Source organism: Pseudomonas sp. DSP3-2-3 (genome assembly GCF_049898225.1).
Classification (GTDB): Bacteria; Pseudomonadota; Gammaproteobacteria; order Pseudomonadales; family Pseudomonadaceae; genus Aquipseudomonas.
The window spans coordinates 13,558-37,631 of the sequence record NZ_JAFCXH010000032.1 but is presented as its reverse complement, the minus strand read 5'-3'; the positions used below and the strand labels follow the sequence as shown (position 1 = coordinate 37,631).

Sequence of the window (24,074 nt, the reverse complement as noted above, 5' to 3'; positions counted from 1 at the left end):
GAAAGCCTTTTGCATGGCAAAGGACCAGTATCGAACTGACCCTCACGGCGCATGCAGACCATGATCACCACCTCCAAACTTCCGCCCCGTCCCCGCTGGCGCAGCCTGGCGCTTTTGGCGATTCTGCTCGCGCCGCTGTTGTGGCCGCTGGAGCATCTGGCCGAGCGCTATTACCGTAACGAGCTGATCAGCCAGAATCGCCAGACGCTGGATCTATTCGTCGCCAACCTGTTGGGCACGCTGCACCGTTACGAAACCTTGCCGCAGATTCTCAGCCAGCTGCCTGCCTTGCGCGCGGCACTGGCGGCGCCTCAGGATGCCCGAACGATCAACGCAGCCAACCTGCTGCTCCAGGAAATTTCGCGCCAGACCGGTGCTGAAGTCATGTACCTGATGGGCCCGGACGGCACCACGCTGGCCGCATCGAATTGGGATAAACGAGACAGTTTCCTCGGCCGTAACTTTGCCTTTCGGCCTTATTTCAATGACGCGATGGCCGGCAATCTCGGGCGTTTTTTCGGGCTGGGCACCACCTCCGGCAAACGCGGGTACTTTTTTGCCTCGGCGGTGCGCAACGAAAATCAGGTCATCGGCGCGCTGGTGGTGAAGGTCGATCTGGACCACACCGAAACCTTGTGGGGCAAGACGCCCGAGCAATTGCTGCTCACCGACCATAACGGCGTGGTCATCCTGACCTCCAATCCTGACTGGCGATTCCGCGCCACCCGCGCCCTGAGCGAAGAGGAAAAACAGGCGATCATCGCCATCCAGCCGTATCCAACCCGGGATCCACGCCCGCTGCTGCTCAACGAAAAGGCCTGGCTGACCCAGACTCATCACATCGATGAAACCGGCTGGAGCGTGAATATCCTCGCACCGCGCGTCCTGATCGACCGACCAGTACGCACGGTCGTCGCAGTCGGCGGCGCGACGTTGCTGGTGGTGATGTTGCTGCTGGGCATCATGATCCAGCGCCGACGCCATTATCTGGACCGCATCGCCTTTGAAGCCAAGGCCCGCCGCGAGCTGGAAGTGCGGGTGATCGAGCGTACCAGCGATCTGGAAGGCCTCAACAGTCGGCTCAAACAGGAAGTGCTGGAGCGCGAACAGGCGCAGCAGGAACTGGTGCGCGCTCAGGACGAACTGGTGCAGGCCAGCAAACTGTCGGCGCTGGGCACCATGTCGGCGAGCATCAGCCATGAACTCAATCAACCGCTGGCGGCGATTCGCAGCTACGCAGAAAACGCCGAAGTGCTGCTCGACCATGGGCGCACCGATGATGCGCGGGGCAACCTCAAGCTGATCAGCGAGCTGACCGGGCGCATGGCCTCGATTATTGCCCACCTGCGCGCTTTCGCCCGACGTGATCGCCATGCGCCGGAAAGTGTTGCCCTGCAACCGGCGCTGGATGACGCGCTGGCGCTGCTGGCCAAACGCCGACGCGCCATGGAAGTGGAACTGATCCGCGATTTGCCGGACGCCACGCTGTGGGTTCAGGCCGGGGAAACCCGCTTGCGTCAAGTGTTGGGCAACGTGCTGGCCAATGCGCTGGACGCCCTGACCGAAAAAGGCCCGCCGCGCAAACTCTGGTTAAGTGCCGAACAAACCCCGGAAGGCGTCAACCTGTTCATTCGCGATAACGGTCCGGGGTTTTCCCAGGAAGCACTGGCTCACGCCCGCGAACCCTTTTTCACGACTAAGACACGCACGCAGGGGTTGGGCCTTGGTCTGGCAATCTGCGATACGCTGATGCGCGCGCTGGGCGGTGAGTTGCTGTTCGCCAATCATCCCGGCGGCGGCGCCCTGCTGACTTTGCGCCTGCGTGCCGGTGCGTCCGGCGTCAGCCTTCAACCGCCCGAGGATCTTTCCGCATGACCGCCATCGACAGCCATATCCAGGTAGTGCTGATCGACGACGACCCGCACCTGCGCCAGGCCTTGAGCCAGACGCTGGACCTGGCGGGCCTCAAGGTATTGACCCTGACCGAAGCCAATGGTCTGGCGGGCCGCGTCGGCCGCGACTGGCCTGGCGTGGTGGTCAGCGATATCCGCATGCCAGGCATGGATGGCCTCGAACTGCTGAGCCAATTGCACAGTCAGGACCCGGAACTGCCGGTCTTGCTGATTACCGGTCACGGCGATGTGCCGCTGGCGGTGCAGGCCATGCGTGCCGGGGCCTATGACTTTCTGGAGAAACCCTTCGCCAGCGATTCCCTGCTCGACAGCGTGCGCCGCGCCCTGGCGTTGCGGCGTCTGGTGCTGGATAACCGCAGCCTGCGTCTGGCCCTGAGCGATCGCCAGCAATTGAGCACGCGACTGGTGGGCCAATCCGCGCCCATGCTGCGCCTGCGCGAACAGATCGGCGCGCTGGCGGCAACCAGGGCCGACGTGCTGATCCTCGGCGAAACCGGCGCAGGCAAAGAAGTGGTCGCCCGGGCGCTGCACGATTTGTCCAACCGGCGCAGCGGGCCGTTCGTCGCGATCAATGCCGGCGCGTTGGCCGAATCCGTGGTCGAGAGCGAACTGTTCGGCCATGAACCGGGGGCTTTCACCGGCGCGCAAAAACGCCGGATCGGCAAGTTCGAGTTCGCCAACGGTGGCACGCTGTTTCTTGATGAAATCGAAAGCATGAGCATGGACGTGCAGGTCAAGCTGCTGCGTTTGCTGCAAGAGCGGGTCGTTGAACGCTTGGGCGGCAATCAGCAGATCGCGCTGGATATCCGGGTGATCGCCGCGACCAAGGAAGATTTACGCCAGGCCGCCGACCAGGGCCGCTTCCGCGCGGACTTGTATTACCGCCTCAACGTCGCGCCGCTGCGCATTCCACCACTGCGCGAACGGGGCGAAGATGCGCTGATGTTATTCCAGCACTACGCCGATGCGGCGAGCATGCGCCATGGCCTGCCCCGGCATGAGCTGCAACCGGGACATCGCGCCCTGCTGTTGCGCCATACCTGGCCGGGCAATGTGCGGGAGTTGCAAAACGCCGCCGAGCGTTTCGCGCTGGGGCTGGAATTGGCGCTGGAAGGCAACGATGTGCCGACCATGCCCGCCAGTGGCGGCGGTCTGAGCGAGCAGGTCGAAAGCTTCGAGCGGGCGCTGATCGCCGCCGAACTGGCCCGTCCGCACAGCTCGGTACGCAGCCTCGCCGAAGCCCTCGGCCTGCCGCGCAAAACCCTGCACGACAAGCTGCGCAAACACGGCCTGAGTTTTGGCGACAGTGGCAGTAACACCGAGGATGCGGAATGAACCTGCCTAAAGAACTGGAGCACGTGCTGCATCACGACATCCCGCTGACTCGGGAGATGGGCGTGAAAGTCCTGAGCTGGCAACACCAGCAACTGCGCCTGCACCTGCCCCTTGAGCCGAATATCAATCACAAGAGCACGATGTTCGGCGGCAGCCTGTATTGCGGCGCAGTGCTGGCGGGCTGGGGTTGGTTGCACCTGCGCCTGCGCGAAGCGGGTATCCGTGACGGGCACATCGTGATCCAGGACGGACAGATCAGCTATCCGCTGCCGGTACGCGGCGATGCGGTAGCGATTTGCGACGCGCCGGATGCCGCACTCTGGGACAAGTTCCTCGCCACCTACCAACGCCGCGGCCGCGCGCGCCTGACGTTACCGACGCGGATTTGTGCGCCAGACAGCGATGCCGAAGCGGTGAAGTTTGTCGGGCAGTTTGTGTTGCATCGGTAGTATCAGCCTGCCTGAAACATCGCTTCGCGGCCGTCGTAACCTCCGAACGCTCCCACAGGATCGTGCTCAACCTACCAAAACGGGGTATCGGCCAGATCGCGGTCTTGTGGGAGCGAGCTTGCTCGCGAAAAATCGGTCGAATCAGATATTTATTCGAACCTGAAATACTGCCTTCGCGGGCAAGCCTCCAACGAACCCAATCACGAGCGCGCCAGATCCAGCAGCTTCTCGCGCCACGCCGCCTTGGCGGGCAGCGCCAGGAAGAACGGGTTCAGCAGTGATTCCCGCGCCGGGTAACTGAACGCTTCGCCGGACAACTCCACCACTTCTCCGCCCGCGCCTTCCAGCACGCCTTGGGCAGCAGCCGTGTCCCATTGCGAGGTCGGGGCCAGGCGCGGATAGCAGTCGGCAGCGCCTTCGGCCAGCAGGCAGAATTTCAGCGAGCTGCCGATATTGGTCAAGTGCAGATGCCCCACCGCAGCAGACAGCCCGGCCAGCAGGCGCTCCTGTTCGGCGCTGGTGTGGCGGCGGCTGGCGACCACCGTGAAATCGTGGCCTTCACCCGGCTCGGTGCGCACGCTGATCGGCGAGATATGGTCGTCATCGTCGCTGCGCCAGGCGCCCAGCCCCGCGCCGCCAAAGTAGCAGCGGTTGTTGGTGGGCATCGACACCACGCCGAACACCACGCGACCGCGTTCGATCAAAGCGACGTTGACGGTGAATTCTTCGCTGCCGGAAATAAACTCTTTGGTGCCATCCAGCGGATCAACCAGCCACCAGCGTTCCCAACTGGCACGCTCGCTCAGCGGGATGTCGGCGTCTTCTTCGGACAGCACGTGAATGTCCGGTGCCAGCGCCTGCAAGCCTTCGACCAGCAAATGGTGCGCAGCCAGGTCGGCGGCGGTGACCGGAGAATCGTCGGCCTTGGAAGTCACGGTGACGTTGGCGCGCCAGTACGGCAGGATGACTTCACCCGCCAGCCGGGCCAGTCTGATCACCGGTGCGAGCAGCGGATGCGGCAAATTGTCGAGCGTGTCGATCATGGCAGGAACAGGCCTCGCTGAGTCAGCAAGTCGCGCACCAGGTACAGCGCAGCCAAGGCTCGACCTTCGCTGAACTGCGGATGCTCGATCAGACTCGACAGCTCGCGCAGGTTGACCTTATCGACGCGCATCGGCTCGGGCTCATCGCCCTCCAGGCGCTCTTCGTAAAGATCGGTGGCCAGCACCACCTGGATTTTCTGGCTCATATAGCCAGGCGACAACGACAGTTCGGTCAAGTGTTCCAGCTGATGCGCGCCATAACCGGCTTCTTCCTTGAGCTCGCGGTTGGCGGCGGCCAAAACGTCTTCGCCCGGCTCGATCAAGCCCTTGGGCAACGACAACTCGTACTCATCGGTGCCGCCGCAATATTCTTCGATCAACACCGCGTGATCGGCGTCCAGCATCGCAACGATCATGACCGCGCCGTAGCCGGTGCCTCGACCGACCAGACGTTCGTAGGTACGCTCAACACCGTTGGCAAAGCGCAACTGCAGCTCTTCGACGCGGAACAAGCGGCTACTGGCGACGATCTCGCGGGCAAGTACGGTGGGTTTCTGGCGCATGACGGGCTCCTTTGCGTTGACGGCGTACTATACCGTGGCTTTTCCGATTGTCTGTGTCGGATATGCTTATGCAATTCATCAACCCGAGAGCCCCGAATGCCTTCCATGCCTTGGCGCGACATCGATACCGTTCTGCTGGATATGGACGGCACGCTGCTGGACCTGCATTACGACGAACATTTCTGGCTGCAGCACTTGCCTGCACGCTATGCCGAGTTACACGGCATCAGCCACGCAATGGCGCTGCTGGAGATGAAACCGCTGTTTGAAAATAACGCCGGCACGCTCAATTGGTACTGCCTGGACTTCTGGAGCGCAGAGCTGAAGCTGTCGATCCGCGAGCTGAAACTGGAAACCGCGCACCTGATCGCCTTGCGCCCGGATGCCGAGACGTTTCTGGCCGCCATTAAACAGGCCGGCAAGCGCGTGATCATGATCACCAACGCCCATCGCGATTCGTTGTCGCTGAAGATGGAGCGCATTGAGCTGGCGCCGTATTTCGAGCGGCTGATCAGCTCCCATGACTATGGCTTCCCCAAGGAAAACCCACAGTTCTGGGACGCCCTTCACGCCGATATCGCCTTCGAGCCGACGCGCAGCCTGTTTATCGACGACACGCTGCCCATCCTGCGCAGCGCCCGAAACTTCGGCATCGCCCACTTGCTGGCGGTCAGCGAACCCAACAGCCAGAAAGGCCCGAAAGACACCGAGGAATTTGACGCGGTGAAGGATTATCGAGAGTTGATTGTGGGGTTGTAGCAAGCGCCTGGCACGAACTTGTGGGAGCAAGCTTGCTTGCGAAGGGGCCAGAGCATCGCGTGCATCTTCAGCGCTCAGATAAATGCCTTCGCGAGCAAGCTCGCTCCCACACGGTTTACTCAGGAATCCGCAACACCTGCCCCGGATAGATCTTGTCCACATCCTTGAGCATTGGCTTGTTGGCATCGAAGATTTTCTGGTACTTGTTGGCGTCGCCATATTCACGTTTGGAAATAGCGCTGAGGGTGTCGCCTTTTACGACGGTGACGAATCTCGCTACGGCCACAATTGCAGCGCCAGCAGCGATGGTCATCTGGTCGTCGACTTTTTCCACGCCACTGATGTTGCCCAGCGTCAGTAGAATCTTTTCTTTCTCTTCCTGACTGGCCGCTTCACCGGTCACAGTCACAGTACTGCCTTCAACTGTGGTCTGAATGTTCGGGTTGCCCAGCCCTACTGCGGAGATGTGTTTCTTCAACGCTTCATCGGAAGCGTTGGCATCGCCTGGCGTGATCGCGTCCAGAATCTTTTCGCCGGCTTCCTTCAAAAAACTGAAAATGCTCATCGATGCTTCTCCATGCTTATCGTTGGGGGTGTGAATACATAACGATAGTTCGAACCAGCTCCTTCGCCGTTTGTTCCGACTAATTGCCATCCGCCCATCCGACGGCCCGACAGGCTAGAATCAGCCGCTTGCATTGCGCAGTGGAGTGACGATGGATATCAAACAACTAAAATTCCTGATTGCCCTGGACGAAACCCGACACTTCGGCCAGGCCGCCGCCCGGTGCAACATCACCCAACCCACCTTGTCCATGCGCTTGCGCAACCTTGAAGAAGAACTGGATCTGCCGCTGGTCAATCGCGGCCAGCGCTTTGAAGGGTTCACCGCACCCGGCGAGCGCGTGCTGGCCTGGGCGCGCACGGTGCTGGCGGCCTACGACGGCTTGCAGGCCGAAGCTGCCGCCTGTCGCGGCAATCTGGTCGGTACGCTGCGATTAGGCGTGGTGCCGTTGTCGAGCTTCGACCCGCTGCCCCTGCTGCAACGCCTGCACGAAACACACCCGAACCTGCGGTTCGAGCTGTCGGCGCTGAGCTCCGAGCAAATCCTTGAGCAACTGGCGAGCAACCGCATTGATCTGGGGGTTTCGTATCTGGAACGCCTGGATACCGAGCGTTTTGACGCGCTGGAACTGGCCGAAACTCGCATGGGCCTGCTTTACGACCAACGGTATTACAGCTTCAAGACACCGGCGCTGACTTGGGCGGACCTGATCGAATTGCCGTTGGGTCTGCTGACCAGCGGTATGCATTTTCGCCAATCCATCGATCACAACTTCCACAGTCGCGGCCTGCAACCGCATCCGTTGTTGCAGACCGATGCGGTCCATCAACTGCTGCAAGCAGTCCACGGCGGCTTCTGCTGCGCGATCATGCCGCTGGACGGCGGGCTGGAGAACCTCACCGAACACCTGCGCCTGCATCCCATCGACGACGCCCGCACCCTCGCGCGCCTGGGCTTGATCATGCGCCGCAGCGCCCCGCGTTCAGCGCTGGCCGAAGCGTGCCTGGCCCTATACCAGAAAATTCGCGAAGAGCATTGATCGACGTCATCTATCGGAGCATCAGAACAAGCGATTAGACGTTATCGGACGAGAGGCCTAGGCTAGAGTCATCTAGATGTCACTCTGCCGGTACTTTCCCATGCACGCCAAGCGCAAGGTCAGCACGGCGCCCGCTCAACACTCGCCCGCGCCCGACGCAAGCCAGTCTTATAACTACTCGAACCTTTCGCGCGAAGCATCAGCACGCACTGATCTGGCCGAAGAGGTCGCTTTGGCGATTGCCTTCAACGGCATCAGCCAGGCTGTGATGTTGGTCAGCCCTACTGATCTTGAAGATTTCGTCGTCGGTTTCAGCCTGGCCAGCGGCATCGTCGCGTCGCCCGACGAAATCTATGACATCAAACTCAGTGGCTGCGGATCGGCGCAACAGGCCGACGTTGAGATCGCCAGCCGTGCGTTCTGGAACCTTAAACAGCAACGCCGCCAGATGGCTGGCACCAGCGGCTGCGGGTTGTGCGGTGTGGAAGCGGTAGAGCAAGCCTTACCCGAATTGAACGTATTGCCCGGCGCGCCGTTGCCGCCCATTGAATGGCTGGACGGCCTGCGCCAGCGCATCGGCGAGTTCCAGCCCCTTGGCCAACATTGCGGCGCGGTACACGCGGCGATTTTCATGGATAACCACGGCCAGCTATTGCTCGGCCGCGAAGATATCGGTCGCCACAACGCCCTGGATAAATTGATCGGCGCGCTGGTACGCCGGGAAATCCCCATGGCGGGCGGCACCGCCATTGTCACCAGTCGTTGCAGCCTGGAGTTGATCCAGAAAGTCCTGCGCGCTGGCATTCAGACGCTGGTCAGCCTGTCGTCACCCACCGGCCTGGCCCTGCAATGGGCGCGCCGTCATAACCTGAATCTAATTCACCTGCCGCAGCACAGTGCGCCGCGGGTCTACAGCCCTGCGATGGAGAATCAAGCGTGAGCATGCATAAAGAAGCCGACAACAAACCGGTCCCGCGCTACAAGCCGTACAAAGGGGCGGCCGGCGGTTGGGGCGCATTGATCAGCGTGACTCATCACTGGCTGTCCAGCGACAACGCCCTGAAAAACCTGCGCATGATGCTCAAGACCAACCAGAACGGCGGATTCGACTGCCCGGGTTGCGCCTGGGGTGATTCGCCGGAAAGCGGCATGGTCAAGTTCTGCGAGAACGGCGCCAAGGCGGTCAACTGGGAAGCTACCAAGCGCCGCGTCGATGCGTCGTTCTTCGCCCGCTACAGCGTCAGCGCATTGCGCGAGCAAAGTGACTACTGGCTTGAATACCAGGGCCGCCTGACCGAGCCGATGGCCTACGACGCCGAAAGTGATCGTTACAAGCCGATCAGCTGGGACAACGCGTTCGCCCTGATCGCCAAACACCTGAAAGCGCTGCCAAGCCCGAACATGGCCGAGTTCTACACCTCGGGCCGGGCGAGCAACGAAGCCGCTTATCTGTATCAGCTGTTCGTGCGCGCCTTCGGCACCAACAACTTCCCCGATTGCTCGAACATGTGCCACGAAGCCAGCGGCGTCGCGTTGTCCCAAAGCGTGGGCGTCGGCAAAGGCACGGTAACCTTCGATGACTTCGAACACGCCGATGCGATTTTCGTCCTCGGCCAGAACCCCGGCACCAACCACCCGCGCATGCTCGAACCCCTGCGTGAGGCGGTAAAACGCGGTGCTCAAGTGGTCTGCGTCAACCCACTCAAAGAGCGTGGCCTGGAACGGTTCCAGAATCCGCAGCACCCGATCGAGATGCTCACCAACGGTGACCGTCCGACCAACACCGCTTATTTCCGTCCGGATCTGGGCGGCGACATGGCGTTGCTGCGCGGCATGGCCAAGTTCCTGCTGCAATGGGAACGCGAAGCCCAGGCCGCCAATGCACCGCTGGTCTTCGATCACGCGTTCCTCAACGAACACACGCACGGCGTGCTCGATTACCTCGCGGCCATCGACGATACGTCGTGGGAATCGATTGTCGAGCAGTCCGGCTTGCCATTGAGCGACATCGAGCAAGCGGCGCGCATGTACGCCAAAGGCAAGAACGTGATCATGTGCTGGGCGATGGGCATCACCCAGCATCGCCATTCGGTGCCGACCATTCAGGAAGTCGCCAACCTGATGCTGCTGCGCGGCAACATTGGCCGTCCCGGCGCAGGTCTGTGCCCGGTGCGCGGCCACAGTAACGTGCAAGGCGACCGCACCATGGGCATCAACGAGCGCCCACCGGCGTTCTTCCTGGATGCGCTGGAAAAGCGTTTCCAGTTCAAAGTCCCGCGTGAAAACGGCCACAACGTGGTGGAAGCGATTCATGCCATGGCTGAAGGTCGCGCCAAAGTCTTCATCGGTCTTGGCGGTAACTTTGCCCAAGCCACGCCGGACAGCACCCGCACCGTTGCCGCGCTGGGCAATTGCGACCTGACGGTACAGATAAGCACCAAGCTCAACCGCAGCCACCTTACTCACGGCAAGGAAGCGCTGATTCTGCCGTGCTACGGCCGCACCGACATCGACAAGCAGGCCAACGGCCCGCAAGCCGTCACCGTGGAAGATTCGTTCAGCATGGTCCACGGCTCCAACGGCCAGCTGGACCCATTGTCTGCATTGATGAAGTCCGAACCGGCCATCATTGCTGGCATCGCCAACGCGACGCTGGGCAAGCAACCGGTGGACTGGCTGTGGCTGGTGGAAGATTACAGCCGTATTCGTGACCTGATCGCCGACACAATTCCCGGCTTCAAGGACTTCAACGAACGGGTGAAAAATCCAGGCGGTTTCTACCTTGGTAACTCTGCCGGTTCGCGTCGCTGGAACACGCCAACCACGCGCGCCAATTTCAAGGCCAACGTGCTGCCGCTGGATCTGGTCCATGAAAGCGTGCGCTCAACCGGGCAGATTCCGGACCTGATCATGCAATCGATGCGCTCCCACGATCAGTACAACACCACGATTTATGGCCTGGACGACCGTTATCGCGGCGTCAAAGGTCAGCGTGACGTGTTGTTCGTCAACGAAGCCGACATCATCCGCCTGGGCTTCCAGCCGGGACAAAAAGCTGACGTGATTTCGATCTGGGGCGACAACCGCGAGCGTCGCGTCAAAGGCTTCACGCTGCTGGCCTTCGACATTCCGGCCGGACAAGCCGCTGCCTATTACCCGGAAGTAAACCCGCTGGTGCCGCTGGAAAGCATCGGCGACGGCAGCAGCACGCCAACCTCGAAGTTCGTGGCGATTCGTCTTGAACGCGCGAGTGAGTCGGCGCGGATTGTTTGATTGAGTTGCAGCCTGACGAAGTCATTCTTCAGGCTGCAATTGCTTCGCTCAGGTATGCCCCCCAACTTGCAATACCATCACCGTCTGAGTGGCGTCGTCCACGAGGAAAGTGGCTCGATCGCTATAGCTCAGCCGAATCTGATGTTGCTCGATTTTAGAGCTATTCAGTACCTTGTGATTGGTGTCACCGGCTTGCCTGGCGGCGATCGTCGGATGCTGCCCCTGGTTTACGGCGTTCTGAAACCTGTCCCACGTTGCCTGGGCCGCGACACCCAAGTGCCCAAACTTTGCAGAACGCTTGTCGATTTTCCAACTCATCAATCCGAACCTTATTGTCACTACATACATACCACCCTGCGTGGCATGAACCATAAACTGTAGTGATTCTGGTCAGAGTAAGATGTCGCGCTTCTCGGAAAAAACTGACAGGAAAAGCAGCACTGAACAGGGAAGACTGACAGAAACTTCCTAGGCCACTTCCTTGCTGAGCGTAGGAATTTGTCGCCCAGCCACGTGATCAGTCTCTGCGGAACAGGCCAAAAAAAAGGCCCGTTTCGCGAGAAACGGGCCTTGATCAAGTAACCTCAGACTGTCAAAACGCCTTTAAGTTCCTTAGTGAAAACAGTAACTTAGTGATATGTGTGTCAGTCGTGTTACTCGTCGGAATTACATTGCCACAATCTTCACTTGACCTCAGGATCGCGCCGTCATCCCTATGAGGTTCCTTACATGAAGTATTCCTCGATTCTGTTGTTGTCACTCACTCTGGCCAGTGGTTTCGCCTCAGCAGGCGGTACGCTCGAATCCGGTGTGGGCGGAGCATTGGGTGGGGTACTCGGTTCAGTCGTCGGCCAACAGATTGGCGGCAGTACAGGCGCAGCGATTGGCGCTGGCCTGGGCGGCGCAGGTGGCGCGGCCGTGGGCGCGGACCGTCGTAACCGTACAGAAGCCGCCATCGGTGGCGGTCTGGGCGCAGCAGGCGGTAACGTGATCGGCCGTAGCGTCGGCGGTAACACCGGCAGCCTGGTCGGCGCAGCCGCAGGTGGCGGCGCGGGTGGTGCGCTGGGTAACTACATGGGCAACGAAAGCCGCAACGACGAGCGTTCGGATCGTCGCTACCGTGGCGATGATCGCCGCCACTATGATCGTGGTCATGGCCCGCGCGGTCACGCTTACGGTCACCGCAAAAACCATCGCGACTATCGTCACCGTTAATTGATCAGTTAACGCGTTATCCAGCACGGGCCGCTCTTGAAGCGGCCCGTGTTGCATTCAGACGGCCAACACCTGCAACGCTTCGCGCAGCGCGTCAGGCAGCGCTACCGGCAGATTCGACGCCCGATCCACGAATACATGAACAAAGCGGCCTGCCGCACAAGCGTCATCCTCGCCCACCTTGAATACCGCCAGCTCATATTGCACCGAGCTGTTACCCAGTTTCGCCACGCGCAGGCCGACTTCGATCAGATCCGGGTAGGCAATCGACGCGAAGTAATCGCACGAAGAACTCACCACAAATCCCACCACCGCACCGTCATGAATATCCAGCCCGCCGCGTTCGATGAGGTAGGTATTTACCGTAGTGTCGAAGAAGCTGTAGTAGGTCACGTTGTTCACATGGCCGTAGATATCGTTGTCATGCCAGCGGGTGGTGATGGGCTGGAAGTGGCGGTAGTCGGTGCGTTGCGGGGTCGTGTCAGTCATAGAAGCTCCTGTTAACCGTTGGAGCGAGGCTTGCCCGCGAAGAGGCCGAGACAGTCTGCGGACCTCTCTGGGTGAGTGATGCCGCTTTCCCGGCTAAAGCCGGTCCCACAGGTTTAATTCGATCAACCATTGGCCTTTACCCACTCACGCACCTGCGCATACGGATAATCCTCCAACGCCGCAAAACCACCGATGGCGCGGGCCTTGAGTTTGGTAAATAAGGGCACGCTGATGCCGCAGAGAAAGCGCGTCAGGCATTCAACGCCAGGCGCTGCGTCCTTGTAATCCTCGTGCTTGCGAATGAACTCGCCGCACAACTGCGGGAAGTCCTTCGTTTCGAGCCCCGGCAAGGCAGGCGGCTCGGGAAGGCGGGCGACGTTACCCAGACACACCGAGCAATGCCCGCAACGCTGTGGCGCCTTGTGATCACCGAAATAATCTGCCAGACGCTGGCTCAGGCATTGCTCACTGGCAAACAGATCGAGCATGGCGTGAATACGCGCAACTTCGGTCGTTTCGTGATGCGTGAAGTACTCATGCAGCTCGGCGCTCAAGGCATCGGCATCGAAATCGCTGACCAGCACGCTGTACACCTCGGTGACCTGCTTGCTTTCCAGCTCGATCCAGCCCTTCTCATGAAAGTAATCCAGCGCCGTGACCACGCGCCCGCGCTCGGCCTGATGCTGTTGATACAAAGTGTCGAAGTTGATCGTCGCCCAGGTTCGCGCCCGCGTCGATGTATCAATCAACGCTTGCACAAACTGCTGCCGTTCGCCTTCAAAGCGTTGCACCAATGCCTCGGGCTCGATGAGAAACTTGAAGCGATATTCGGCGAAATACGAGTAACGCGGTGCGATAAGCCCGCGCAGTTCCAGTTGCACCAATAGCGTCTTGAGCGGCAACTGGCGAATGTTGCTCTGATCGGCCAGCGGTCCCAAGAGAAATTCCCATTGCCCTTGAGGGATGGCGTCCAGCACATCCTCCAGCACGCAGCGAATGCCTTCATGCTCCGGCGTATCGCCGTAGACGAAGTTTTCCAGCACATTGAGGCTGTCGCGATTGGCCAGCACCAGGCAGTCGGACGGCGCACCATCACGCCCGGCTCGGCCGATTTCCTGGCTGTAGTTTTCGATGGATTTGGGTAGATCGAAGTGCACCACGTTGCGGATGTCACTTTTGTCGATGCCCATGCCGAAGGCAATGGTCGCGACGATGCAATTGAGTTGCCCGCCCATGAAGCGCTTCTGAATCGACTCACGCTGATCGTGGGGCAAACCGGCATGATAAGCGCTGGCCTCCAGACCGTTCTGACGCAAATGCGTCGCGATGTATTCGGCGGTTTTTTGCAGGGTGACATAAACGATGGTCGGCTCGCCCGCCTTGGGGCTTAACCATTCCACCAGCCGCCGACGCTTGTCCGCGCCTTTCACCGGTTCAACCCACAGATTCAGATTGGCGCGATAAAAGCCCGTCGTCACCACGTCGTCCGGGGCGATGGCGAATTTGCTCTGCATGTCGGCGATCACTTGCGGCGTGGCGGTTGCCGTCAGCAACAAGGCTTGCGGGATATTGAACTCGCGCTGGTAGTCCGGCAGCTTGAGGTAGTCCGGACGAAAGTTGTGGCCCCATTCGGAAATACAGTGCGCTTCGTCCACCACCAGCAGGGAAATCGGTACCTGGGTGATGAAGTGCCGGAAGCGCTCGTTCTTCAGACGCTCGACCGAGATCATCAGGATTTTCAGCTCGCCGGACCGCGCCCGCGCCATGACCTTCGCCACCTCGTCGCGGCTTTGCGCCGAATCAATGCTCGCCGCCGCAATGCCGTGACGTTGCAGGAATGCCAGCTGGTCCTGAATCAGCGCCAGCAACGGCGAGACCACCAGCGTCAGGTGCGGCAACAACAACGCCGGCAACTGATAACACAGCGATTTACCGGACCCAGTGGGGAAAATCGCCGCTGCCGAACGCCCTGCCAGCACGGCGCTGATCGCCGCTTCCTGGCCGGCGCGAAACTGTGGATAACCGAAAACCTGCTCAAGCGTCTTGTACATAAAGCGGCCACTCCATTGACGGCTATTGGGTGTGAAACCATAGCCCGCAGGTTGTACCCGTGGAAGGAGTAAACCGTTACTGAATTGAATTGCAGGATACAGACAACAGGCCGTTTGAAGGGCAGCAAAGATTCCGATGGAGCCGGTGTTGGCATTGACACAAGGAAGCAACCCGTATTACGTCCGCTTCGTTACTGTAACTTCTGACAGTACCGCGCCGTAACAAACCGGCATAAGCTGACATAGGTCTGGCAGTAACCATTTCCAGATCCGATAGCAGTCAATACTTCACTGATCAAAAAGGAAAATGATCATGGCTACTGAATACATCAAAAACGGAAATTTCATTAACGAATTCAAATATTGGACACAAGATAGCGAATTTGCTCTGCGCTTCGAACCGTATCAAAAAGGTAACTGCATTTACGTGCCCGTTGGGTGCAACATCCTACAATCCATCCCTGATCTGCCAGGCAAAACAATGCGCATAGAGTTTGAGGTACGTAGTGACCAGGACGTCGACCGGGCTGTGTATGTGGTTGCCGTTGGCGGTGTGCCGAGTGAAGGACCTCCACAAGTCTCGCCCGTACCGGGATTGGCCACAAACGAATGGAAAAAAGTTAGCACGCGCCTTTATTTTCCGATATCTCTGCTGAATTGCTTTGTGACAGCAGGCGCGTCAGTTCCAGATGTACCCGACGGCCTGGACAGATCCATGTGGTTCTCTAACTTCACGCTGACCGAAGAACCCGACGCATAAGCGACCGCCCAGCAAAATGCCCGATCCTTGAAGGATCGGGCATTCACTGTTCAGCTCGATGGCTGTGGAACATTTTCATCGGATTTGGCTTGCTCGCGATCCTTGTCCGACGGCTCCTTGATCCGATACCACGCCACATACAACGCCGGTAAAAACAGCAGCGTCAGCAGGGTGGCGATGATGATGCCGCCGATCATCGCGTAGGCCATCGGCCCCCAGAACACTTCCCGGGCAATCGGGATCATGCCCAGGCTCGCGGCCGCTGCGGTGAGCAGGATCGGGCGACGTCGGTGCTGGGTCGCCTGAGCCACTGCGTCCCACGGCAGATAGCCGTCGTTTTCGTAGATATTGATCTGCGTGACCAGAATCACCGAGTTGCGAATGATGATGCCGATCAGCGCCAGAATCCCGAGAATCGCCACAAAGCCCATGGGCGTTCCCGTGGGAATCAGCGCCAACACCACACCAATCAAACCCAATGGCGCGACGCTGGCCACCAGGAACATCTTCTGCACGCTGTGCAACTGGATCATCAGGAACGTCGCCATCAGGAAGATCATCAACGGCACGACGCTGGCGATCGGGCCTTGCGCCTTGCTGCTCTCTTCCACGGTGCCGCCAGTCGCCACTTTGTAACCGGCAGGCAAACCCGCGCTGAACTTGTCGATCTCCGGCTTGAGCTTTTTGACCAGATCGGTGGGCTGCATATCGTCAGCCACAGCGGCTTTCACGGTGATGGTCGGCTTGCGGTCGCGGCGCCAGACCAACGGCTGCTCCATTTCATAACGCACAGTGGCAAACGCCAGCAACGGAATCGACGTGCCGCCGGGCGTGACGATCTGCAGGTTTTGCAGGGTTTCCGGCGAGCCGCGTTCGGCATCTTCGGCACGCCCCACGACGTTGATCAGATAGATGTCATCGCGCACCTGAGTCACCGCCGAGCCGCTGACCACGCTGTTCATCAATTGCGCGACGTCTTCGGAGGACAAGCCAAGCTGGCGCGCCTTGTCCTGATTGATGTCGATACGCAGGACTTTGCCCGGCTCGTTCCAGTCGTAAATCATCTCGCCGACATGAGGATTGTTGTCCAGCAACGTGGCCAGTTCGATGGCGTGCTGACGCACTTTGTCGATGTTTTCCCCACTGACCCGGTATTGCAGCGGACGCCCCACCGGCGGCCCCATTTCCAGCGCTTGCACGTAGCTGCCGATGCCGACGAATTCGTCACGCAGCCGTTTATTCAAGCGCTCGCTGAGTGCGCCGCGCTCTTCCAGGCCTTTGCTGACGATCACCAACTGGGCGTAGAACGGGTTTTCCAGCTGCTGATCCAGCGGCAGATAAAAGCGCAGTGCGCCCTGACCGATGTAGGTGCTCCAGCGCACGATGTCCGGATCGTCCTTGAGCGTCGCTTCGAAACGGTCGACTGCCTTGATGGTTTCGTTGATCGAGGCGTTCTGCGGCAGGTTCAGGTCGACGAGGATTTCCGGCCGATCCGAGGACGGGAAAAACTGGTTCTGCACAAACTGCATGGAGAACACTGCGCCAACGAACAACAGCACGGTAATGATGATGGTCAGCCAGCGATGGCGCATCGCCCAGAGCATGCTGCTGTTGAAACCTCGTGCGATGCGGCCTTCTTTCTCAGGTTTTTTCTTGAGGTTGGTGCTGAGGATATGCACGCCGATCACCGGCGCGAACAGCACCGCGACCACCCAGGAAACCAGCATGGCCACGGCGATCACCGCGAACAGCGTGAAGGTGTATTCCCCCGCCGAACTGGCGTTGAGGCCAATGGGCACGAAGCCAGCCACGGTCACCAGCGTCCCGGTCAGCATTGGAAAGGCCGTCGAGGTGTAAGCAAAGGTCGCCGCCTGCTCCTTGGTCTCGCCCAGTTCCAGGCGCGTGACCATCATCTCCACGGTGATCATCGCGTCGTCTACCAACAGGCCTAGGGCAATGATCAGTGCGCCAAGGGAAATACGCTGCATGGTAATGCCGCTGTACTCCATGAACACGAAGACCATCGCCAGCACCAGCGGGATCGAACACGCCACGACCAGACCGGCGCGCACGCCGAGGCTGACGAAGCTGACAATCAGCACGATCACCACGGCTTCAAACAGCGCACTGGTGAATCCGCCGACGGCTTTCTCAACCACTTCGGCCTGATCCGACACGTTGTGTACGCCGACGCCCACCGGCAAATCCGCCGTGGCATCGGTCATGCGCTGGTGCAGGGCCTTGCCGAAGTCCTGGATATTGCCGCCCTTCTTCATGGCAATCGCCAGGCCGATGGCGGGCTTGCCGTTGAAGCGGAACAGCGGTTTCGGCGGATCGGTGTAGCCGCGAGAGATTTCCGCGATGTCACTGAGGCGATAAAAACGGTCGTTGAGACGCAGGTTGACGGTTTCCAGATCCTTCTCCGAGGCGAACTGCCCGGAGGTGCGCACGGAAATCCGCTCCGGCCCGGCTTCAATCACGCCAGCCGGGGTCACGGCGTTTTGCGATTGCAGGCTTTGCACCACCTGACGCTGGTCCAGGCCCAGCGCTGCAAGTTTGCGCGTGGAGAAATTCAGGTACAGCACTTCGTCCTGCTGGCCAATCATCTCGACCTTGCCGAGCCCCGGCACTTCACGAATTTCGGTCCTGACTTGTTCCACATAATCGCGCAGCTGACGCATGGAGAAGCCATCGGCGGTGAAGGCATAGATCGAGCCGTACACATCGCCGAATTCGTCATTGAAAAACGGGCCCTGCATGCCTTGGGGGAATTGGCTGCGGATGTCGTCGATCTTTTTGCGCACCTGGTACCAGATTTCCGGAATCGCCTTGGCGTCGGTGGTGTCACGCAAGTTGACCAGAATCGTCGACTCACCGGGTCGCGTGTAGCTTTTCACGTAGTCCAGCGAGTCCAGCTCTTCGAGCTTTTTCTCGATGCGGTCGGTGACCTGCTCCAGGGTTTCGTCCACCGTCGCGCCCGGCCAACGGGTTTGTACGACCATGGTCTTGATGGTGAAGGACGGGTCTTCTTCGCGGCCCAGATTGATGTACGAAAAAACCCCCATCAGCAGCGCAACGAACATCAGGTACCAGACAAACGACTGGTGCTTGATGGCCCATTCGGACAGGTTGAAATTCCCTTTCATCGCGGGCTTTCCTTATCGACTTTGACTTTCTGACCGGGTTTGAGGCTGTTGACGCCAGCACTGACCACGCGTTCGCCCGGATTGACACCGTTGCTCAGCACAAACGAGCCATTGCTGCGACTCACGACATTGACTGCACGCGGGTTGACGGTCTGGCTCTGCATGTCGACGATCCAGATTTGCGTCTTGCCGTCGACCTCCTGTAGCGCATTGATCGGCAGCTCGGTACGCGACGCGATGGTCGAACTGAGGCTGACGCTGATTGCCGTACCGAGGCGAAATGCTGCGGGCGTGTCGGTCAGGGTCAGGCGCGCGCGACGGGTGCGGGTCGAGCGCTCGGCCTGAGGTTCTATTTCCCGCAACGTAGCGGTGGTGCTGATAATCGGGTCAAGCTGGCTGGCAACCTTGAATTCGACGCCCGACGGCAGTTGTTCGGCCAGCGTCGCGGGCAAATCAATCACCGCTTCCTTGATGTCCGGGCGCGCCAGGGTGACGACTTCCTGTCCGGCGGTCACCACCTGCCCCGCTTCGACTTGCCAACGGGTGACCACGGCAGCGTGATCGGAGCGCAGCTCGCTGTAGCTGAGCTGATCCTGCGCCTGACGCAACGCTGCGCGGGCCTGTGCGAGAGAGGAGCCGGTGGTTTTCAGATCCGTCAGCGCGATATCCAACTGCGCTTGCGCACCCACGCCACGGTCAAATAATTCCTGCTGGCGACGCGCATTGGCCTGGGTGTTGATCCACTGCGCCTCGATCCGGGCCAGATCGCCCTGACTGGCGCGCACGTTGTTCTGTTGATCGGTAGGGTCAAGCGTGGCGAGCAAGGCGCCCTTCTCCACTTCACTGCCGACATCGACGTTGCGCCGGGCAATGCGTCCACCGACGCGGAAGCCCAGCGTGCTTTCATAGCGGGCTTCAATATTGCCGGCAAAGCGTCCCAGACTCTCTTCGGTCAGGGATTTGGCCTCGACGAACACCACTGGGCGCACCGGCTCTGGCGCAGGCTCTTCCTTGGCGCAGCCACTTAGCAGGCTGACCAAAAGGATGCAGGAAAGACGTTTCATGGTTGCGTTCCTGCCGTCTGTTTTTGCTCAGCGTCAGCCACTTCGACTTGCATGTCGGGATGCAACAACTGCCCACCCGCGACCACGACTTTTTCGCCGCCTTGCAGGCCATCGGTAATGATCACCTTGGCCGTCAGATACCGCCCGACGGTAACCGCACGCAGTTGCACCTTGCCCTGATCGTCCACTACCCACACCGCTGGCTGGCCCAATTGCTCGCCCAGGCCCTTGGTCAGCGCCGCCCATGGCAATTCAACACTGGCCTTGCCCGGCGCGCTCAACGCCACGCTGACCACCGAACCCAGATCCATGCCGACCGGCAGTTGGCTCAGGGCGATTTTCACTTGCAACGTGCCGGTTTCGGCAGACACCGCAGGCGTCACTTCGCGCACCTTGCCGCTGGCCTTGATCTGCGGATTGTCGAGTAACGTCACCTGCACCTCGCGACCCGTGGGTGGCTCGATGAAGAGAGATTCATACACGTTGAATACCGCATCGCGCTCTCCATCGCGCGCCAGACCGAAAATCGGCATGGTGGCCTGTACCACTTGCCCGACTTCCGCCTGGCGCGCGGTAATCACGCCAGGCGCGTCGGCGATCAGCGCGGTGTAACCCAGTTGCTCCCGGGCGTTGGCCAGTTGCGCCTGAGCGGCTTTCAACGCGCTCTGGCTGCTGCGCAGCGCCGCTTGGGCTGAATCGTATTCGCTGCGACTGGTGTAACCCTTGGGCAGCAGTTTTTCCTGACGCACGAACGCGGCGCTGGTCTGCGTCACTCGCGCCTGTTGCGCGGCAACTTCGGCAGTGGCTGAATCAACATTGGTCTGCAAATCCTTGGGATCAAGCCTGGCCAGGACCTGACGGGCAGTCACCCGGGCGCCCACATCCACCATGCGCTGGATGATCTTGCCGCCAACCCGGAACGAAAGCTGGGTTTGTACCCGCGCCTGAATATCGCCAGTCAGCGCAACCTTGGCGGCAAAATCCATCGTCTGAACCTGCTGCACGCGCACGCGTGGCAGCTTCGGCTCCAATGGCCTGTCTTCACCACACCCGCCCAACAGCACGAACGACAGGGTCAGTCCGAGAATGGCCAGTTTCGAAAGGGCGGGTCTTGAAGGGGAAGCAGGCATGCAGACTCCTTTTGCGGATGCCGGGCGCGCCCCTGAAAAGACGTGGCGCCGCTGTGACTATGCGACCCTGCGCGTAGCCGAGGGTTCCTTGGGCAGATAAACTCGTGACGCACTGATATCAGGCATTTTTCTGCCGCAAGGACCATCAATGCTCAAGACCCTGGCTGTCGCCAATTACCGCTCAATCAACACTTTGATCGTCCCGCTGGAGCGCCTGAATATCATTACCGGCCCCAATGGCAGCGGCAAGTCTAACCTGTACCGCGCCTTGCGGCTGCTCGCCGAAACCGCCCAAGGCGGGGTGATCAATGCATTGGCGCGTGAAGGCGGCCTGGATTCCACATTCTGGGCCGGGCCGGAGAAACTCTCCCGACGCATGCGCAACGGCGAAGTCGAGGTGCAAGGCGGGCCACGGCAGCACGTCAGACGCCTGCGTCTGGGCTTTGCCGGAGAGGATTTCAGCTACGCGATTTCCCTGGGCCTGCCGGATAAAATCCTCAGCGCGTTTGCCCTGGACCCAGAGATCAAAAAGGAATGTATCTGGGCCGGACCGCTGTTTCGCCCGGCGAGTTTGCTGGTGCAACGCAGCGGCCCGATGATCCGCGCACGCGAAGGCCGGGACTGGGATGTCCTGGCGCAGCACACCCCGGCGTTTGACAGCTTGTTCGATCAGGTCGGCAGCATGCGCACCTGCCCGGAAGTCCTGCAACTGCGGGAAACCATTCGCGGTTGGCGTTTTTATGATCACTTTCGCAGTGACGCCGACGCGCCAGTGCGTCGCCCGCAATTGGGCACCCGCACGCCCGTGCTGCATCACGACGGCCGCGACCTGGCCGCTGCGCTGCAAACCATTCTGGAGATCGGTGATGCCCATGCGCTACATGCCGCCATCAGCGACGCCTTCCCCGGCGCAAGCCTGAAGATCAATGCCGTACCCGGCGGCCAGTTCGCGGTGCTGTTCTATCAGGAAGGTTTACTCCGGCCCCTTTCCGCAGCCGAACTGTCGGACGGCACCTTGCGCTATCTGCTGCTGATCGCCGCGCTGCTCACCCCACGCCCACCCACCATGATGGTCCTCAACGAACCGGAAACCAGCCTGCATCCGGATCTACTTCCGGCACTGGCCCGATTGATTATCAAGGCTTCGCATAACTGCCAGATGTGGGTGGTTTCCCATGCTTCGCGACTCATCGCCGCGCTTGGGCAGGACCCTGAATGCAATGCGATTGAATTGGAAAAGGTGCTGGGGCAGACCGGGATTGTCGGGCAAGGGATGCTGGATGCACCGGCCTGGCATTGGCCGGATTGATGAATCCCTTTGGAGCAACGCACGGCTTCGAAGGCTCTAAGGCACGGTCAAATACGAATGCCACCATATCTGATCCATTTTCCGTTCGGCGCCCGTCTAATCATTGGCTCAGGATAATCTGCTTGAGCGATCGCCAAGGTGAAACCTGCCCGTTTGGCAACTGATGGGGCTATGCCCGGCGTGCTCCCCATGCCGATATTATCCACTTGCATTATCACCCCCCCGTAGCTCTTGGTTTTGTCCATAACCTTTTGGAATCGTGACGCAGATAACCGATTCACTACGTTGTTCATCCTTGGCGAAACCCTGGACAGAACTCCCATGCTCTGACCGGGCAAATTTTTAGTGATTTTGTCCATTATCTCCATCGGCATACCTTCAAGCGTCGGCGACGGCGGGGGAATCCCTTTCGACGCAATATTGCCAATCCCTAACCCTCCGGCGTTTCTGCCTGATAATCCGCCGGAAGCCACCAAAGACTCATGGATCCGATTCCCCACCCTCTGAAACACCGCCGTAGCGCCAAAACCAGCCGAAGCCACACCCAGTCCGAGCCCCACCCAGCCGAGCACCGAACTCGCCTCCGGATTGGATTTTTCCGTGACTGCCTGCGCAACGCCAGCGGCACCGGAGGCAACACCCGTTGCCAGCCCCGCAATGGCCAGCGGCGTCGCGGCGCCAAAGGTTGCGATGCTCGCTAAAATACCGATCACGCTCAGACCCAATCCCATTCCTGCGGGCCACGACACGTGTCCGGTAGGATCACTCCGATTCACCGGATCCCCAATGCAGTACGCATAGGCATTCAATCCACCGCTACCAAACGGACTCAAACTGTCCGGGCTATTGAAACGCATCAGCACCGGGTTATAAGCGCGATAGCCGTTGCCCAGCAGATAGTGTCCGGTAACGGGATCGGATGGTTCGCCGTTGAAACCGGGCAGGCCCGGCAGTACGTCGATCTTCTCTCGATGGCCATAGGGTGCATAAGCAATGGCAATGTCGTCGGCGTGCAGCACGCTGTTTTGTTGATCGGTGCCGAGCAACACGATGCCAGACTGGTTTTTGTGCGCGAGGAGTTGATTGCCTATGCGCAGAATGGTGTGGTGTTCAATGCCCTGAAGCTCCGTCGCCAAGCTATCACCGTTGTAAAACCGTCGCGCTATAGCCTCGGACAGCGGCGTGCGCGTGGCCAGCCGATCCAGCGCATCGTATTGATAGCGGCAAAGCTCGATTGGGTCGGCCATTGAAGATCTCGCGTCGCGGCATAGATCGCTCAAGTTTGCGCGTCATGGGGCGAGGGAGGTACTAGCAGAACTGCTAGGTTTTTGGACTGCTCGCGGGCAAGCCTCGCTCCAACGGATCTACGCAACATTCACGATAGGACGTACAGCCGCTGTATTTGCGTCTACTGGAATGCCGTCTTCCCGGATAAATCCGGTCCCACACAATCAGCGCGATCCAGTGGGACCGGCTTTAGCCGGGAAGGCGCCGGTTCAGACAATACATCTGCGGCGCCTGGCGGTTGACCCCAGACATAGAATCTCCAACGAGAGATGAGATCGGCTGGCGAGAATTTTTGAGCTGAAGTAACGCGTGCTCCGTTGGAGCGAGGCTTGCCCGCGAATAGGGCTAGCGGATTTTGGTCAGCTCAACGCTCTTCAACGTGATCCAGCGAGCGCTCCAGTTCGGTTTTGGCCATGGTGATCAGATGCACCACCGAGAACGCCAGGTCGCGTTTCGGGCCGTTCAGGCAGTCGCCGGTTTCGTAGGCGGTAGCGGCGGCGCAGCTGAGCAATTCAGCGACGTGCAGCAAGGATGTTTCGAGTGAGAATGGCTGTGAAACGGGGGCTGCTTTGACCATGTTTATCTCCCTGACACTCATTAAACCAATCACTGCTTTTGAGTGACGAGACGCAGACTAATGTGCGCAATTGACAGGCGCAAGGGCTCGGGATTTTCTCGGAAACT

Annotated in this window: 21 protein-coding genes; 10 read left to right on the top strand and 11 right to left on the bottom strand. The window is 59.8% G+C overall.

From position 1 onward, the window contains the following. Window positions 1–60 precede the first annotated feature (60 nt). Genes ACP7E4_RS25995 through ACP7E4_RS25985 form a run of 3 tightly spaced genes read left to right on the top strand, consistent with a single transcriptional unit; the run spans window position 61 to window position 3,697 of the window. Window positions 61–1,875, top strand: coding sequence for a sensor histidine kinase (locus tag ACP7E4_RS25995; protein WP_426118595.1), 1,815 nt, complete (start codon window positions 61–63; stop codon window positions 1,873–1,875). Next, window positions 1,872–3,248, top strand: coding sequence for a sigma-54-dependent transcriptional regulator (locus ACP7E4_RS25990; protein ID WP_426118593.1), 1,377 nt, complete (start codon window positions 1,872–1,874; stop codon window positions 3,246–3,248). Before ACP7E4_RS25995 ends, ACP7E4_RS25990 begins: the two co-directional genes overlap by 4 nt. Next, window positions 3,245–3,697 carry a thioesterase domain-containing protein gene (locus ACP7E4_RS25985; protein WP_426118592.1) on the top strand — a complete coding sequence of 151 codons (453 nt, stop codon included), beginning with the start codon at window positions 3,245–3,247 and terminating at the stop codon, window positions 3,695–3,697. Before ACP7E4_RS25990 ends, ACP7E4_RS25985 begins: the two co-directional genes overlap by 4 nt. A gap of 200 nt (window positions 3,698–3,897) precedes the next feature. Here ACP7E4_RS25985 and cysQ read toward each other — a convergent pair whose 3' ends face one another. Together cysQ and nudE are read right to left on the bottom strand one after the other, a co-directional pair. Beyond that, window positions 3,898–4,740 carry a 3'(2'),5'-bisphosphate nucleotidase CysQ gene (cysQ, locus tag ACP7E4_RS25980; protein WP_426118591.1) on the bottom strand — a complete coding sequence of 281 codons (843 nt, stop codon included), beginning with the start codon at window positions 4,738–4,740 and terminating at the stop codon, window positions 3,898–3,900. Beyond that, the gene (nudE, locus tag ACP7E4_RS25975; protein WP_331149032.1) at window positions 4,737–5,303 is read right to left on the bottom strand and encodes an ADP compounds hydrolase NudE; all 567 of its coding nucleotides are present in this window, start codon (window positions 5,301–5,303) and stop codon (window positions 4,737–4,739) included. The genes cysQ and nudE overlap by 4 nt, the downstream gene beginning before the upstream one ends. A gap of 96 nt (window positions 5,304–5,399) precedes the next feature. On the opposite strand from nudE, the gene yrfG reads away from it, so the two are divergent. Further along, on the top strand, window positions 5,400–6,062 hold the full coding sequence (gene yrfG / locus ACP7E4_RS25970; protein ID WP_426118590.1) for a GMP/IMP nucleotidase: 663 nt from the start codon (window positions 5,400–5,402) through the stop codon (window positions 6,060–6,062). Between the two features lie 115 nt (window positions 6,063–6,177). On the opposite strand, the gene lysM is transcribed toward yrfG, so the two are convergent. Continuing rightward, complete coding sequence (gene lysM / locus ACP7E4_RS25965; RefSeq protein WP_426118589.1) at window positions 6,178–6,627, bottom strand: peptidoglycan-binding protein LysM; 450 nt, start codon at window positions 6,625–6,627, stop codon at window positions 6,178–6,180. A gap of 151 nt (window positions 6,628–6,778) precedes the next feature. On the opposite strand from lysM, the gene ACP7E4_RS25960 reads away from it, so the two are divergent. The 3 genes from ACP7E4_RS25960 (at window position 6,779) to ACP7E4_RS25950 (ending at window position 10,939) form a co-directional block, all read left to right on the top strand. Further along, window positions 6,779–7,666 carry a LysR family transcriptional regulator gene (locus ACP7E4_RS25960; RefSeq protein ID WP_426118588.1) on the top strand — a complete coding sequence of 296 codons (888 nt, stop codon included), beginning with the start codon at window positions 6,779–6,781 and terminating at the stop codon, window positions 7,664–7,666. Between the two features lie 100 nt (window positions 7,667–7,766). Further along, complete coding sequence (fdhD, locus tag ACP7E4_RS25955; RefSeq protein WP_426118586.1) at window positions 7,767–8,606, top strand: formate dehydrogenase accessory sulfurtransferase FdhD; 840 nt, start codon at window positions 7,767–7,769, stop codon at window positions 8,604–8,606. A 2-nt stretch (window positions 8,607–8,608) separates the two neighbouring features. Continuing rightward, window positions 8,609–10,939: an FdhF/YdeP family oxidoreductase gene (locus ACP7E4_RS25950; protein WP_426118620.1), complete on the top strand. Its 2,331-nt coding sequence runs from the start codon at window positions 8,609–8,611 to the stop codon at window positions 10,937–10,939. Window positions 10,940–10,987: 48 nt separating this feature from the next. Here ACP7E4_RS25950 and ACP7E4_RS25945 read toward each other — a convergent pair whose 3' ends face one another. Continuing rightward, on the bottom strand, window positions 10,988–11,257 hold the full coding sequence (locus tag ACP7E4_RS25945; RefSeq protein WP_426118585.1) for a hypothetical protein: 270 nt from the start codon (window positions 11,255–11,257) through the stop codon (window positions 10,988–10,990). 411 nt (window positions 11,258–11,668) lie between these two features. Here ACP7E4_RS25945 and ACP7E4_RS25940 point away from each other — a divergent pair, with 411 nt between their 5' ends. Then, window positions 11,669–12,154 carry a YMGG-like glycine zipper-containing protein gene (locus ACP7E4_RS25940; protein WP_065835246.1) on the top strand — a complete coding sequence of 162 codons (486 nt, stop codon included), beginning with the start codon at window positions 11,669–11,671 and terminating at the stop codon, window positions 12,152–12,154. A 57-nt stretch (window positions 12,155–12,211) separates the two neighbouring features. Here ACP7E4_RS25940 and ACP7E4_RS25935 read toward each other — a convergent pair whose 3' ends face one another. Then, on the bottom strand, window positions 12,212–12,643 hold the full coding sequence (locus ACP7E4_RS25935) for an acyl-CoA thioesterase (protein WP_426118584.1): 432 nt from the start codon (window positions 12,641–12,643) through the stop codon (window positions 12,212–12,214). Between the two features lie 122 nt (window positions 12,644–12,765). Next, entirely contained in the window at window positions 12,766–14,694 is a 1,929-nt protein-coding gene (locus tag ACP7E4_RS25930) for a RecQ family ATP-dependent DNA helicase (protein ID WP_426118583.1), read from the bottom strand. Window positions 14,695–15,007: 313 nt separating this feature from the next. Here ACP7E4_RS25930 and ACP7E4_RS25925 point away from each other — a divergent pair, with 313 nt between their 5' ends. After that, window positions 15,008–15,454, top strand: a complete 447-nt coding sequence (locus ACP7E4_RS25925) for a hypothetical protein (protein ID WP_426118582.1) — start codon at window positions 15,008–15,010, stop codon at window positions 15,452–15,454. A gap of 50 nt (window positions 15,455–15,504) precedes the next feature. Here the strand turns inward: ACP7E4_RS25925 and ACP7E4_RS25920 are convergent, their stop codons facing one another. Genes ACP7E4_RS25920 through ACP7E4_RS25910 form a run of 3 tightly spaced genes read right to left on the bottom strand, consistent with a single transcriptional unit; the run spans window position 15,505 to window position 20,794 of the window. After that, window positions 15,505–18,600, bottom strand: coding sequence for an efflux RND transporter permease subunit (locus ACP7E4_RS25920; RefSeq protein ID WP_426118580.1), 3,096 nt, complete (start codon window positions 18,598–18,600; stop codon window positions 15,505–15,507). Next, window positions 18,597–19,664, bottom strand: a complete 1,068-nt coding sequence (locus tag ACP7E4_RS25915) for an efflux RND transporter periplasmic adaptor subunit (protein ID WP_426118579.1) — start codon at window positions 19,662–19,664, stop codon at window positions 18,597–18,599. The genes ACP7E4_RS25920 and ACP7E4_RS25915 overlap by 4 nt, the downstream gene beginning before the upstream one ends. After that, window positions 19,661–20,794: an efflux RND transporter periplasmic adaptor subunit gene (locus tag ACP7E4_RS25910; RefSeq protein ID WP_426118578.1), complete on the bottom strand. Its 1,134-nt coding sequence runs from the start codon at window positions 20,792–20,794 to the stop codon at window positions 19,661–19,663. The genes ACP7E4_RS25915 and ACP7E4_RS25910 overlap by 4 nt, the downstream gene beginning before the upstream one ends. Before the next feature lie 148 nt (window positions 20,795–20,942). Between ACP7E4_RS25910 and ACP7E4_RS25905 the strand changes: the two genes are divergently transcribed. Then, complete coding sequence (locus tag ACP7E4_RS25905) at window positions 20,943–22,103, top strand: AAA family ATPase (protein ID WP_426118576.1); 1,161 nt, start codon at window positions 20,943–20,945, stop codon at window positions 22,101–22,103. Window positions 22,104–22,150: 47 nt separating this feature from the next. Here the strand turns inward: ACP7E4_RS25905 and ACP7E4_RS25900 are convergent, their stop codons facing one another. Then, the gene (locus ACP7E4_RS25900) at window positions 22,151–23,350 is read right to left on the bottom strand and encodes an RHS repeat-associated core domain-containing protein (RefSeq protein WP_426118574.1); all 1,200 of its coding nucleotides are present in this window, start codon (window positions 23,348–23,350) and stop codon (window positions 22,151–22,153) included. A 404-nt stretch (window positions 23,351–23,754) separates the two neighbouring features. Then, the gene (locus ACP7E4_RS25895; RefSeq protein WP_426118573.1) at window positions 23,755–23,967 is read right to left on the bottom strand and encodes a DUF6124 family protein; all 213 of its coding nucleotides are present in this window, start codon (window positions 23,965–23,967) and stop codon (window positions 23,755–23,757) included. Between the last annotated feature and the right edge of the window lie 107 nt (window positions 23,968–24,074).